At 66.3% G+C, this 12,912-nt stretch carries 10 protein-coding genes; 7 read left to right on the top strand and 3 right to left on the bottom strand.

Translation table 11 applies throughout. The annotated features are described in order from the left end of the window. Positions 1-35: 35 nt before the first annotated feature. The 3 genes from B5G20_RS03270 to B5G20_RS03260 form a co-directional block, all read right to left on the bottom strand. Positions 36-386: a hypothetical protein gene (locus B5G20_RS03270; RefSeq protein ID WP_087355016.1), complete on the bottom strand. Its 351-nt coding sequence runs from the start codon at positions 384-386 to the stop codon at positions 36-38. Positions 387-601: 215 nt separating this feature from the next. Next, on the bottom strand, positions 602-1,372 hold the full coding sequence (locus B5G20_RS03265; protein ID WP_087355014.1) for a mechanosensitive ion channel domain-containing protein: 771 nt from the start codon (positions 1,370-1,372) through the stop codon (positions 602-604). A 140-nt stretch (positions 1,373-1,512) separates the two neighbouring features. Continuing rightward, positions 1,513-2,142 (bottom strand): helix-turn-helix transcriptional regulator, encoded by a 630-nt coding sequence (locus tag B5G20_RS03260; protein ID WP_087355012.1) that lies wholly within the window; start codon positions 2,140-2,142, stop codon positions 1,513-1,515. Positions 2,143-2,474: 332 nt separating this feature from the next. On the opposite strand from B5G20_RS03260, the gene B5G20_RS03255 reads away from it, so the two are divergent. The 7 genes from B5G20_RS03255 to metA all read left to right on the top strand — a co-directional run bounded on the left by B5G20_RS03255 (position 2,475) and on the right by metA (position 12,819). Beyond that, positions 2,475-3,836 carry an ABC transporter permease gene (locus B5G20_RS03255; protein WP_087355010.1) on the top strand — a complete coding sequence of 454 codons (1,362 nt, stop codon included), beginning with the start codon at positions 2,475-2,477 and terminating at the stop codon, positions 3,834-3,836. Positions 3,837-4,151: 315 nt separating this feature from the next. Beyond that, positions 4,152-5,174 carry a patatin family protein gene (locus tag B5G20_RS03250; RefSeq protein ID WP_087355008.1) on the top strand — a complete coding sequence of 341 codons (1,023 nt, stop codon included), beginning with the start codon at positions 4,152-4,154 and terminating at the stop codon, positions 5,172-5,174. Between the two features lie 355 nt (positions 5,175-5,529). Next, on the top strand, positions 5,530-7,611 hold the full coding sequence (locus B5G20_RS03245) for a cation:proton antiporter (RefSeq protein ID WP_087355007.1): 2,082 nt from the start codon (positions 5,530-5,532) through the stop codon (positions 7,609-7,611). A gap of 457 nt (positions 7,612-8,068) precedes the next feature. Further along, positions 8,069-8,761: a response regulator transcription factor gene (locus B5G20_RS03240; protein WP_239286863.1), complete on the top strand. Its 693-nt coding sequence runs from the start codon at positions 8,069-8,071 to the stop codon at positions 8,759-8,761. A gap of 19 nt (positions 8,762-8,780) precedes the next feature. Next, entirely contained in the window at positions 8,781-10,448 is a 1,668-nt protein-coding gene (locus tag B5G20_RS03235; RefSeq protein WP_239286844.1) for an ATP-binding protein, read from the top strand. 197 nt (positions 10,449-10,645) lie between these two features. Continuing rightward, the gene (locus B5G20_RS03230; RefSeq protein ID WP_087355003.1) at positions 10,646-11,854 is read left to right on the top strand and encodes a Gfo/Idh/MocA family oxidoreductase; all 1,209 of its coding nucleotides are present in this window, start codon (positions 10,646-10,648) and stop codon (positions 11,852-11,854) included. A 2-nt stretch (positions 11,855-11,856) separates the two neighbouring features. Beyond that, positions 11,857-12,819, top strand: a complete 963-nt coding sequence (gene metA, locus B5G20_RS03225) for a homoserine O-succinyltransferase (RefSeq protein ID WP_087355001.1) — start codon at positions 11,857-11,859, stop codon at positions 12,817-12,819. Positions 12,820-12,912 lie beyond the last annotated feature (93 nt).

Raw genomic sequence — 12,912 nt, 5'->3', positions numbered from 1 at the left:
CTCGGGGTTACGGACGGTGCGGGGACGGGGACGCGCTAGAACGTGGTGCCGTTCCAGCCAAAGTTGGGGGTTGAGCTGCAGCTTACGTAGATGCGGGCCGGGTCGATGCCGAGCACCTCGGCGACGGCGGGGGTGATGGCCTCAACAAGCGCCGTCCACGCGTCTGCCGGCACCTCGCTCCGCGCAAAGACGCCCACCTCGATGAGCGCGCTCGGTTGGGAATCGTCCCCGGCAAAGTAGATGGGCGTCTCGTCGGTAAAGACGCACATGAGCCAGCCCTCGGACTTGCCGGGGATAGCGCTGATGGCCTGGCCAAACGCGGTCTTGAGCTCAACGCGCGCCTCCTCGGGGATGGCGACGGACGTGGTGGTCTTGATAACGGGCATGAGGACTCCTCTCGGTGGTGGGCTGGTGTGCGAGGCGGCTGCGGGCGGGGCGCTGTTAGGGGTGACGCTTGGCCGGGGGCGGCCCGGCGTCCCGTACGCCCGCGGGCAGCGCGGCACATTGCTGAGGTTTGTACCCGATTATGCCCGATTGACCCGCGGGCGGGTGCACGGGGTTGCCGCTGCGGGGTTACGGGTACAGGACTTCTGCCGCGGAGCTACCGCGTGAACGGCGCGATGGCCCGCACGGCGGCGTCGAGCGCGGCGCTCACCAGGTCGGGGTCCTCGACCTTGAGGGTCGCCGTTCCCTTAAAGCTGTACTCGGTGATCTCGGTAAAGCGCACGAGGCACGGCGGGTCCGAGATAACCTTCGAGACCTTGGCCACGGCTTTCGTGGCGGCCTCGGCAATCTGCGCGGCGTCCTCGTCGAGGGGGGCGGCGCCCGTAGTCACGGCAAACGGCACCGAGACCACGTTGGCCGGCGGCATCTGCACGAGCGAGGTTTTGGAGAGCACCGAGTTGGGGATGATGACGATCTGCCCCGAGGCGTTCTGGATGGTGGTGTGGCGCAGACCGACGTCTTTGACCACGCCCTGGTCGCTGCCCACGCGGATGTGGTCGCCGGGGGAGATGACGTGCATAAAGGTGAGCTGCAGCCCGCCGATGAGGTTGGAGAGGGTGTCTTGCAGGCCGAGCGAGATCGCGATACCGCCGACGCCGAGGGCGGTGATAATGCTCGATACGTCAAAGCCAAAGACCGTGTCGAGGATGATGCTGCCGCCGATGAGCCAGATGGCGCCGCGCACGATGTTCACGATGATCGAGGTGTAGGGGAGCGGGTTGATGTCGCTGTTGAGCGAGCGCCTGAGGCCGCTGGTGGCGAGGCGCGACGCCGCGATCGTGGCGATGAGCACGATGCAGAACCAGGCGGCGAGGCGCATCCACCCCGCGGGCAGAAGGGCGAGGATGCTGTTGAAGAACTGCTCCATTCGGGACTCCGTTCGGTCGGCTACCCCATGGTATACCCAAGACGCGCGCGACCGGAGACGCATCGCCGTATGACAGCGGTGACAGGTTCTTTTGTCATACGACAAAATGACCTGTCACCGCTGTCATACGGCGTGCCTGGCTAACCGAGCAGCACGTCTACGAGGGCTGCTCCGTGGTAGCCCACAAACGCCCCAACGGCTGCCGCGATGAGTGTCCAGCCTACGGTGCGCACGATTTTCATCCAGCGCGGGATGATTCGCTCGCGGCGGCCGCGCGGTGTGTCGCGGTCAACGTTCTCGCCCTTTGAGAACGCCAGGATCTCGCGGTAGGTAATGAGGTCGTGCTCCTTCTTGATGCGCTCGGCCCACACCGCCGCTGCCATGGCGATACCCCAGAGCACGAGCGCGAGCACAAATGTGGGCAGGCACTGGTCGAGCGGCCAGTCCCATGCGCTGCTCTGGATGGCAAGCCACACGAGCGTCGCCACCATGAGCAGCAGAAAGCTGAGCATCGCGTAGCCCAGGCGCATCAAGAGACGAGCGTCGCGGTCGATGGTTTCAGTCATGGTCTCCACATCTCCTTTGATGAGGCTGTCTACGGTCGCGCCGAAGACGTCGGAGAGGATGAGCAGGCTCTGGACGTCGGGGTAGGTTTTGTCGTTCTCCCACGAGCTGATCGTCTGGCGGCTTACGTACACGCGCGCCGCCAGATCGTCCTGCGAGAGTCCGAGTTCCGCGCGGTGCTCGCGGATGCGCTTGCCGATCTCCATGCCCGTCTCCTTTCTGCGTCTCGGCGCGACCCTGTCAGATGGGAGCGTGCCATGCCGGTGGGCATCGTACCATCAAAAGGACCCGACACGAGGTTCGCGGAGGGCGTTCGCGGCTGTCAAATGGTCTTGACAAGACCTCTGACCTGCGAAAAAGACAAGGTACTACGTCTTGTGCCTCACCGCGGAAGGTGGGGAGGCTGCCCTCGTTTTGCCCTCGCGTCGATGCCGCGAAACGCCTTACAAAAGTGTTCGCCAACGGTAAGGGTGGGGTAACCGGCGTGTGGGAGGATAGGGTGGCCGCTCAGCCCCGTCCTATTCGCTCAGGAGGTGCCATGCTTCTCAAGCTTGCCGTCGGCAACGTTCGCCGCTCCGCGCGCGATTTTTCCGTCTACGCGCTCACGCTCGCCTTCGCGGCGTGTTTGCTCTACTCGTTTCTCGCCTCGACGGATTACCTGCTCGCGCTCGATCTTACCGAGGCGCAACGGCTCTACTTCCATAAGGCGCGCGAGATCCTCGGTGCCTTTTCGGTCTTTATCGACGTGATCTTCGTCTTCCTGCTCGGCTACGCCAACGTTTTTCTGGTGCGGCGGCGCACGCGGGAGTTTGGCCTCTACACGCTGCTCGGCATGGGGCCGGGGCACGTCTCGATGGTACTTGCGCTCGAGAGCGGGCTCATGGGGGTGCTCGCCTTGGTGGCGGGCATAGCGCTCGGCGCGGCGCTGTCTCCCGTCTTTGGGCTCGTTGCGGCGTTTGTCTTCGGCGTGTCGTGGCACCCGGTGGCAACGTTCTCGCCCGAAGCCACGGTGCAGTGCGTCTGCTCCTTTGCCGTCATCACCGTGGTGGCGGCGCTGCTTGCCGTGCGGAGCATCCGGCGCAGGACGCTTCTCGAGCTCATGCAGACCGAGCGCACACCGGAGCGGCCGCGCTTGGCGGGGCGGGGGCAGCTGCGGGCGCAGACGGTCGCCGCGGCGCTTTTGCTTGCACTCGTGTGGGGGACGTGCCTTCTCAACCCGGGGGGCTTCATCGTGTTCATCGTGCCCATGGGCTTTATCGCCCTAGGAGGAACCTACCTGCTTTTCCGCGTGCTCGCTCGCCGTCTGCCGGAGCGCCTGCGTACCCGCCGGCCCGAGCGCTACTACGCCGGGCTCACCCCCTTTACCGTGCGGCAGGTTGAGGCACGCGTCGAGAGCGGCTGCGCGGCGCTGGCGGCCGAATGCGTGCTCATCGCGGCCGGTCTGTGCATGGTGGTGGCGGGGCTCGTCTTTAGCGTGGGGCTCCGGGCGAGTGCGAGCGAATTTGCCATGAGCGCCGACGGCATGGCGCCCATCGCCTACGCGTGCGTGTTCTACGGGGCGGCGTTTCTGGTGGCCGCGGCGGCGGTGCTTGCGCTGCAGCAGCTGTCGCAAGCGGCGGACGCGCACGCCGCGTACCGCGCGCTGCACCGGCTCGGGGCTCCGCGCCGCCTGGCCGCGGGATCGCTCCGCCGGCAGGTCGGGGTGAGCTTTGCGGCACCCTTCGCCATGGCGTGCGCGCATTGCGTCTTCGGGTTCGTGCTCATCGGTGCGCTCGCCCTCATGGCGGAGTCGGCGGGTTTCGTCCCCATCGTCGCAGGAACGGTGGGCGCCACGGCGGCGGTCTTTGCGCTCTACTATCTGCTTACCTGCCGCGTGTGCGAGCGCGGTCTTGTGCGGTAGGGGCATGTGGCGGGTGGCCGGCGCCGAGTGACGGGGGCTGGTGCTGGGCGGGTGGCTGGTACCGGGCGGCGGCGCCGGCGCCGGGCGGTGGGTGGACGCGGGCAGATGCGTTAACTCCTCTACCTGCTGGTTCACAAGTGCATTCATTGCCGGGTTCATTGCAGCGGGTTTTGCCCGGAGTTGGCGGCAAAACCCCGCGCAATGAACCCGCTCGTGAACCCAGGCCCCGCCGTATGACAATGGTGACAGGTACATTGTCATACGGCGGAGACGAGCAGCGGTATACTACCCTCCATCTGCGTCAAGGAGGAGACCATGTCCGCGCGCAACGCAACCCCAGCCGCCCGCACCCAAGCGACCCACACCCAAGCCCCTCGCACCCAAGCGACCCACACCCAAGCCCCTCGCATCCCGCGAACCGTTCCCGGCGTGCGTTTTCCCGTGGGCGAGCCGATCGTCGAGACCCCCGCGCCAGAGCCCGTCATCGGCGCGGATGCCGCCTTCGTCTTCGAGGGCGGGGGCATGCGCGGGCTCTTCACCGCCGGCGTCATCGACGTGCTCATGGAGCACGGCGTCACGGCCGGTCTCGCCGTGGGCGTGAGCGCCGGGGTGACGTTTGGGTGCAACTTCAAGTCGCTGCAGATCGGCCGTCCGCGCCGCTACAACGAGCGGTACTGCGCGGACCACCGCTACGCGAGCCTGCGCAACCTCATCACCACCGGCGACCTTTACAGCCGCGACTTTGCCTACGGCGAGCTGCCGTGGACGCTCGACCCCTTCGACCTTGATGCGTTTCGCGCCAACCCCATGCGCTTCTTCTCCGTGTCGACCGACCTTGCCACGGGGGAGGCGGTGTATCACGAGCTAGACGGCACGGGCGACGAGATCATCGAATGGATCCGCTCGTCGGCGTCGATTCCGGTGCTGTCACGTCCGGTCGAGCTCGATGGGCGCCTGCTGCTCGACGGCGGCGTGGCCGATTCCATCCCCGTGGCGTGGGCGCGCGCCCAGGGGCTCTCCAAGACGGTCGCCGTGCTCACGCAGCCCGCGGGCTATCGCAAGGACCCCAACAGCCTCATGCCGCTCCTGCGCGTATGGTTTCGCCGCTATCCGCGGTTTGCGGAGTGCCTTGCCGATCGTCACCTCCGCTACAACGAGACGCTGGACAAGATCGCCTCCCTCGAGCGTGCCGGCGAGCTCTTCGTCATTCGGCCGAGCGCGTCGGTCAAGACGCCGGGAATCGTGCGCGACCCGGCCATTCTTGAGGTGGTTTACCAGCGCGGTCGCGCCGATGCGGAACAGGCGCTCCCCGAGCTTCTCTCCTATCTGCAGGGGTAGGGCCGTTGCGAGCGAGCGGCGTTGTCGGGGTCTCCTGAGGCGCACCTGCGTCCGCGTGTCGATGCGCTATCAGAAAATCCGCAGGTATAGTGCCATGCATCGGTATAGTTTGGTACCTTGCGGGGTATAAACAAAAACACTTTTGATGCGTGCGTCTGATCGGCCGGCCTTCGTATCGGGAAGGTCGGCCGTTTCTGTACGCGTGTGCGATGTCCTTTGCCGACGGCGCATCTCGTGCCCGACATCGCTTTGCGGCTCGATCTGCCTGCCCGCATCCGACTCCGGTCGGCCTGCTTGCCCCAACCGCCCGACCGCACACACGCCCCCGCCCCTCGATCCCTCATGAAAGGAAGCTATGCACGGAGAGACCATCCTGCTCATGACCTTTGTCTTCGCGCTCGTCGCCGCGTTTGCCGGCGGCATCGTGGCGCGTGCGCTCCGCCTGCCGCCCATCGTGGGCTATCTTATCGGCGGGTTGGTGGTGAGCCCCTTCACCCCCGGTTTCATCGGCGATTCCGACGCCATGAACCAGCTGTCCGAGGTCGGCGTCATGTTCATGATGTTCAGCACCGGCCTGCACTTCTCGCTCAAGGACCTCTTTGAGGTCAAGGGCATCGCCATCCCCGGCGCCATCCTGCAGATCGCCGCCGGCACGCTTGCGGGCTATGCGCTCGCCATGGCGTTCGGCTGGACGCCCGAGGCGGGCATCATGCTCGGGCTCTCGGTGAGCATCGCCTCAACGGTGGTGCTCATCAAGAACCTCACCGACGCCGGTCTCTACCAGAGCCGCGGCGGCAAGATCGCCACGGGCTGGCTCATCGTCGAGGATCTTGCGACGGTCGTGATCCTCGTGGTGCTCCCCGTCATCTTCGGCCCGGGCGAGATTTCGGGCGCGGAGCTCGCCCTCGGGCTCGCGGAGGCGCTCGTCAAGACCGTCGCCTTCGTGGCGCTTATGCTCGTGGTGGGTTCGCGGGTGCTGCCGTGGCTCCTCGGCCGGATCGCGCGCTTCTGCCCCTCGGAGCTCTTCCAGTTGGCGGTGGTGGTCATCGCGCTCGGCACGGCCATGGTCGCCTCGGTCTTCTTCGACCTGTCGGTGGCGCTCGGGGCGTTCCTCGCCGGTGTGGTGGTGAGCGGCTCCAAGCTCAGTCACCGCGTGGCAGCCGAGGCCATTCCCTTTAAAGACCTCTTCTCGATCATCTTCTTTGCCTCGGTGGGCATGATGGTCAACCCCGCCACGCTCGCGGCGCACCTGTCCGAGCTCATCGCGCTCGTGGCGCTCATCATAGCGGGCAAGTGGGCCATCAACATGGTACTCGGCATGGTGCTCTCGGCGGGGCTGCACACCACGCTCACGGTGGCGTCGGGTCTTTCGCAAATCGGCGAGTTCTCGTTCATCATTGGGCAGACGGGTATCGCGCTCGGCGTGCTCACGCCCGACGAGTACAGCCTCATCCTCGGTGGCGCAGTGGTGTCGATTGCGCTCAACTCGTTTACCTTTATGATCATCGACCCGCTCGAGAGCTGGATTAGCGCTCATCCGCGGCTCGCGGGACTGTACGAGCGCCACGTGCCGAGCTTTGCGCCGCCGGCAGAGACCCTGGCCGACCACGTGGTTGTGGTGGGATACGGACAGGCGGGGCAGTGCGTGACCGAGGTGCTCGCGCAGCTGGAGATTCCGTGCCTGGTGGTGGAGCGCGATATCGATGCGGCCGACGAGGCGGATGCGGCGGGACTCATGGTGCTCCAGGGCGACGCTGCCAACTCCAGCATCCTCGAGCACGCGCACCTCGACCGGGCGCGCCTGCTGGTGGTGGCAATCGACCAGGAGGCGGCGGCCGAGCTCATCGTGCGCGCCGCCCGCGAGCTGGCGCCGGAGCTTGTCGTGGTGGCGCGCGCCGACAGCGACGACTGCGTGGCGGAGCTCGTGCGGCTCGGCGCGAGCGACGTGGTGCGCCCCGAGCTGGAGGGCGGGATCGAGCTGATGCGCCACGCGCTCCTGCGACTGGGGTACCGCCCGCAGCAGATCCAGGATTATGCCAACGACCTGCGCGCGAGCGGCTACGAGGCGCTTGCCGCCCGCGTGCCGCTCAAGCGGCGTCTCGCCCTGGAGCGGCTCGTCGCCTCGTTGCATGAGCTCGAGCTGCACTGGGTGCCTGTGGAGGAGGACAGCGAGCTGGCCGGTCGGACCCTTGCGGAGAGCGACCTGCGCGTGCGCACCGGGGCGCAGGTGGTGGCGCGCCGCCGCGGCGGCGACGTGACGCTCGTGATGGCGCCCGACGAGCTGCTGCGCCCGGGCGACGTGCTCGGTCTTCTGGCCACGCCCGAGGGCATCTCAGCCGCTGAGAGGCTGGCCGGCGTGGCCGGTGATGCAGAGGGTGAGCCCGGGAGCACCGCCGAAGCTACTGCCGAGTCTGGGGCGGCATCGGCCGCGATGTAGGTGCGGCTCGGGCGCGGACTGGGTGCGCGCGACGTGCGCCCGGGCCGCGCGAGTCTAGGGAACCGCTCATCAAAGTATCCTTGCTCGATGCGCTCTGTTCGATTCCTCCCGTCCCGCCGTGTCCGATTCCTTCTGATGGACTCCGCGCCGGCCGATCCCTTCTGTCTCATTCCTTCTAGTTGAATGAATCCGTCAGAAAATGCCCCATTTTTGACCGATTCGTTCTACGAGATGGAACCGGGTACGGCAGAGCAGGCCTACCCGCCTCGCCGGTCCGCTCCGCCCTGATCGTCACACTTGCCCGCATCGCTACCGTCGCACGCCCTCCTCGCCATGGGTCTTTCGTGGCTGCTCCTTAACGCCGGCTTAAAATACCCCCATCCGCTCGCCCTGCCGCCGCCAAGCCGTCATAATGAAACGGGGGAAGGAGCGCTTTGTGGATACCGATACCAAGACCGTGCCGCGCATCCTTGTGGTTGACGACGAGCACACCATTACCGACCTGGTAGGCATCTATCTCCAGAACGAAGGCTACGAGGTAACGCTCGCCTACAACGGTGCCGACGCCGCGCGTGAGATTCTCACGCACGAGTTCGACCTTGCCATCCTCGACATCATGCTGCCCGATATCGACGGCTTTGAGCTGCTGCGCACCATCCGTGCCAATCGCACCTATCCGGTGATCATGCTCACCGCTCGCGATGCCCAGGCAGACAAGATCGAGGGCCTCTCGCTCGGGGCCGACGACTACGTGGTCAAGCCCTTCCGTCCGCTGGAGCTTGTGGCCCGCGTAAAGGCCCAGCTCAGGCGCTATACGAGCTACGGCACGCGCGACCAGACGGAGGACTCGCTGCTGAGCGTGAACGGCCTCACCATCAACCGCGACGCGCGCCAGGTGACGGTGGACGAAAAGCCCGTCCGCACAACGCCGCTCGAGTACGCGATCCTGCTCTACCTGGTGGAGCACCGCGGCAAGGTGGTGCCCGTGGAGGAGCTCTTCCGCGCGGTATGGAACGAGGAGTTTATGGCGGGCTCCAACAACACGGTCATGGTGCACATTCGGCATCTGCGCGAGAAGATCGGCGACGACGCCCAGAACCCGCGGTTTATCCGCAACATCTGGGGCGTGGGCTACACCATAGACGCTTAAGGCGGTAGAGGAGGCCGGCATGGCGTTAAGGGACTGGAAGGGGCGCGGCGCGGCGCACGCGCCGGTGCACCCGGTAACCGGGGCGCCTGTGGCACCGGCAAGCTCAGCGGGCTCCGCCGTTGGTGGCGGGTTGGATGAGCAGAGTGATGATGCGGCTTCGGGGTCTGCTTCAGCATCCGCCGTCGGCAAGGGCGCGCGGCCCCAGGTCGGCGAGGTCCAGCAGGGCGACCCCGCGTACGGCCAAGGCGCCCCCCACGTCCAACCGCCCACGCCGTTTTGGGATGCCGATGAGCCTGCCCGCATTGCCACCGGCGCGTCTGCCACTGGCACCCCCGGTACCGCGCCCTTAGCTGAGGGCACCATGCCCGAGGTCGACCCCAGCACGGTTCTTGCCGACATGCCGCCCACCGACCCCAACGAGGAGCTCGTCCATCGTCTTGACAGGCTTCTCGACAACCGGGCGCTCGCCATCTCGATGCTCTTTGTGCTGCTCTTTGTGGTTGTGGGGCTCGATAGCCTGCTGCTCTTTGTGGTGCTGCTCTTTGTGGGCTACCTCGCCATCGACCGCTTCCCCTCGGCCCGTCGTTGCGTGGTAATGGGCGGCGCGGCCTGGCTCACCGTCATCTTTATCGGCTTTCTCGTGAGCGAGAGCGTCGATATGCCGATCGTCTTTGGGCTCGATCACCTCTTTATGTTTTGCGGCTTTTTGCTGGCAGTGGCCGTGTGCGGGGCGTTTTTTGCCGGCCGCTCGATGTACCGCTTTGGGTTTGAGCGCGGGCAGGAGGAGGCCGACCACACGATCGCGGAGCATCTGGAGGAGCGGCTGATCGAGCGGCCCGACGACTGGCGTGGGCTCGACGGCACCTTCCTCGAGGTGGAGAGCGCGCTCGCCCGGGTGCGCGAGCGCGAGCGTCGCGCCGAGCAGGCCCTGCGCGACGAGGCGGGCCGCAAGGACGATCTCGTAACCTACCTCGCGCACGACCTCAAGACCCCGCTCGCGAGCGTGGTGGGGTACCTGTCGCTTTTGGAGGAGGCGCCCGACCTGCCGGCCGAGCAGCGGGCGCGCTTTACGGGGGTGGCGCTCGAGAAGGCGCACCGGCTCGACGAGCTCATCGAGGAGTTCTTTGACATCACGCGCTTTGATTTTCATGATATCGTACTCACGCGCGGCTACGTTGACCTCAACCTTATGCTCGCGCAGGTGGCCGATGAGTTCTATCCCACGCTCGCGGCACAGCACAAGACGGCCGAGATCGATGTGCCCGAGGGGCTCGTGGTGCTCGTCGACGGCGACAAGATGGCGCGCGTGTTCAACAACGTGATGAAGAACGCGATTGCCTACAGTTACGAGGGAACGACCATCCGCGTAACCGCCCGCCGGCTGGGGCCGGCCGGTGCGGAACGCGCGGCGGCGCCAGCGACTGGGGTGGAGGGCGCCACTGCAGCCACACCCGTTGCCGCGCCGGTGGAGATTCGCTTCGAGGACCAGGGCGACCCCATCCCCTCGCCCAAGCTCAAGGTGATTTTTGAAAAGTTCTACCGCCTGGATGCCGCTCGCGCAACCAACCGCGGCGGTGCAGGTCTGGGCCTTGCCATCGCCAAAGAGATCGTTTCGGCCCACGGCGGCACCATTGCGTGCGAGTCTACCCCCGAGCGTACGGTCTTCATTATCACGCTGCCGGCGTAGAGGGGTTGGCGGCGCTCCGTCGCGGGCGCCCGGGTGCCTTGTAGGCGGCGGTGCCGAATCCGTTGCCGGTGACCGTCGCCCCCGCTCGGCGCCTCCTGCCGGCAGCACCCTCTCCGCCCGCCCCGCCTCCCCGCGCGGCGCGGCTATAATGAGTCTCACCTGTGCGCAGTCCCGCGCACCCTCGGTGAGGAGCTGCTATGTCAATGCGTTTGTCCACCACGCTCGATTCTGCCGCCGCGTCCGACGCGGCGTACGCTGCCGTCCAAGACCGTCCCTTCCCGTCGAACATCTTTACGGCGCCCCAGCTCAGATGGGCGGTCATCGGCTGCGGGGTCATCGCCAACCAGATGGCGCAGGTCATGGAGCTCGCTGGTAGGCGGCTCGCGGGCGTGGCCAACCGCACTCCCGCCAAGGCGCTCGCTTTTGCCGAGCGCTGGGGCGTGGAGCGGGTCTACGACACCTTTGAGGAACTCTACGCCGACCCCTCCATTGATGCCATCTACATCACCACGCCGCACAACACGCACATCACCTTCTTGCGCGGTGCGCTCGCCGCGGGTAAGCATGTGCTCTGCGAGAAGTCCATCACGCTCAACACCGCCGAGCTCGCCGAGGCGCGCAGCATCGCCGCCGCGCATGGCGTGCAGCTCATGGATGCCACGACGATCCTCCACATGCCGCTTTTTCGTGAGCTCCGCCGTCGGGCAGATGCCGGTGAGTTTGGCCCGCTTGTACTTGCCCAGGTAAACTTTGGCAGCTACAAGGAGTACGGCGACCTCTCCAACCGGTTCTACAACCCGCATCTTGCGGGCGGTGCCATGCTCGACATCGGGGTTTATGCGCTCAGCATCGCTCGGCTCTTTATGGCGAGCGCGCCTACTGAGGCTGTCTCGCTCGCCAACCGCGCGGTGACGGGGGTGGACGAGACGAGCGGCTTTGTAACGCGCAACGCCGAGGGCCAGCTGGGCGTCTTCTCGCTCTCGCTCCACGCCAAACAGCCCAAGCGCGCCATGCTCTCGTTTGACCGCTGCTACATCGAGGTCGAGGCCTACCCGCGTGCCGACCGCGCCGTCATCACCTGGACGGAGGACGGTCACCGCGAGATCGTCGAGGCGGGCGAGGAGGGCTATGCCCTCGCCTACGAGGTGGCCGACCTCGAGCGCGCGGTAGCGGGCGACGAGCGTGCGGCCGGGCTCATCGATATCGCGGCCGATGTGATGGACGTTATGACCCGCCTGCGCTACGACTGGGGCATCTACTACCCCGAGGAGGCCGAGCTGGCGAGCGAGGCAGGGGTTCCGGTTGCGGGGGCAACGGGGCGGGATGCGCTCGCGCCCGCGGAGGCAGCCGCCGGTTCCGCCGGGGCCGCCGCCCCTGCAATCGCGCCCGCCCCGGAGGGGGAGTAGCGATGCCCATCCGCATCCCCGACGCTCTGCCTGCCACCGCGGCGCTCGAGGCCGAGAACATCTTCGTTATGACCGAGTATCGCGCCATCCACCAGGACATTCGTCCGCTGCGCGTGCTCATCCTGAACCTCATGCCCACCAAGATCGCCACCGAGACGCAGATCATGCGCAAGCTCTCCAACACGCCTCTGCAGATCGAGGTCGAGCTGCTGCGCACGGCGAGCCACGAGGCGGCGCATGTCTCGGCGAGCCACCTCGAGACTTTCTACCGCACCTTTGACGAGATCGCCCACGAGCGCTTCGATGGGCTCATCATCACGGGCGCGCCGGTGGAGGAGATGCCCTTTGAGGAGGTCGATTACTGGGACGAGCTCTGCCGCATCATGAGCTGGTCCACCACCCACGTGCACTCTACGCTCCACATCTGCTGGGGCGCGCAGGCGGGGCTCTACTTCCACTACGGCATCAACAAGCATCCGCTACCGCACAAGGCGTCGGGGGTCTTTGAGCACCGGCTCGTCAAGCCGAGCTCGCCTCTGGTGCGCGGGCTCGACGACCGGTTCTATGCCGTTCACTCGCGCAACACCGAGGTCCGCGCCGAGGACGTGGCCCGCGTGCCCGAGCTCGAGGTCATCGCGGCATCGGACGAGGTGGGGCTCTATATCGTCAAGTCGACAGACAGCCGCCGGTTCTTTATCTTCGGCCACCCCGAGTACGACACCGACACGCTCGCCCTCGAGTACGAGCGCGACGTGGCGCGCGGCCTGAACCCCCAGGTGCCGGCGCATTACTTCCCGGACGACGACCCGGCGCGCCCGCCGCTCAACACCTGGCGCGCGCAGGCGCAGCTCATCTATACCAACTGGCTCAACTACTACGTCTACCAGACGACCCCCTACGACATCCGGACCGTGGGCTCCTCAAGCACCCCGTCGCACTCCCCGATTGCTCGCCCGCATGCCTAAGTACGCGGCGCCAAACTGGTCACCAAAAGTTACCAGTTACGCCAAAACTGGTCATTTGCGATTACCAGTTGTGACAATGGGGACAGGTTGTTT

The sequence above is a fragment of the Collinsella sp. An7 genome (assembly GCF_002159335.1).
In the GTDB taxonomy this organism is placed as follows: domain Bacteria; phylum Actinomycetota; class Coriobacteriia; order Coriobacteriales; family Coriobacteriaceae; genus Coprousia.
This window is presented reverse-complemented; position numbering and strand designations above follow the sequence as displayed.

Bases quoted from the DNA above. Each gene is read 5' to 3' on its own strand.
- B5G20_RS03270 (WP_087355016.1), bottom strand. From the start codon at position 386: ATGCCCGTTATCAAGACCACCACGTCCGTCGCCATCCCCGAGGAGGCG.
- B5G20_RS03265 (WP_087355014.1), bottom strand. From the start codon at position 1,372: ATGGAGCAGTTCTTCAACAGCATCCTCGCCCTTCTGCCCGCGGGGTGG.
- B5G20_RS03260 (WP_087355012.1), bottom strand. From the start codon at position 2,142: ATGGAGATCGGCAAGCGCATCCGCGAGCACCGCGCGGAACTCGGACTC.
- B5G20_RS03255 (WP_087355010.1), top strand. From the start codon at position 2,475: ATGCTTCTCAAGCTTGCCGTCGGCAACGTTCGCCGCTCCGCGCGCGAT.
- B5G20_RS03250 (WP_087355008.1), top strand. From the start codon at position 4,152: ATGTCCGCGCGCAACGCAACCCCAGCCGCCCGCACCCAAGCGACCCAC.
- B5G20_RS03245 (WP_087355007.1), top strand. From the start codon at position 5,530: ATGCACGGAGAGACCATCCTGCTCATGACCTTTGTCTTCGCGCTCGTC.
- B5G20_RS03235 (WP_239286844.1), top strand. From the start codon at position 8,781: ATGGCGTTAAGGGACTGGAAGGGGCGCGGCGCGGCGCACGCGCCGGTG.
- B5G20_RS03230 (WP_087355003.1), top strand. From the start codon at position 10,646: ATGTCAATGCGTTTGTCCACCACGCTCGATTCTGCCGCCGCGTCCGAC.
- metA (WP_087355001.1), top strand. From the start codon at position 11,857: ATGCCCATCCGCATCCCCGACGCTCTGCCTGCCACCGCGGCGCTCGAG.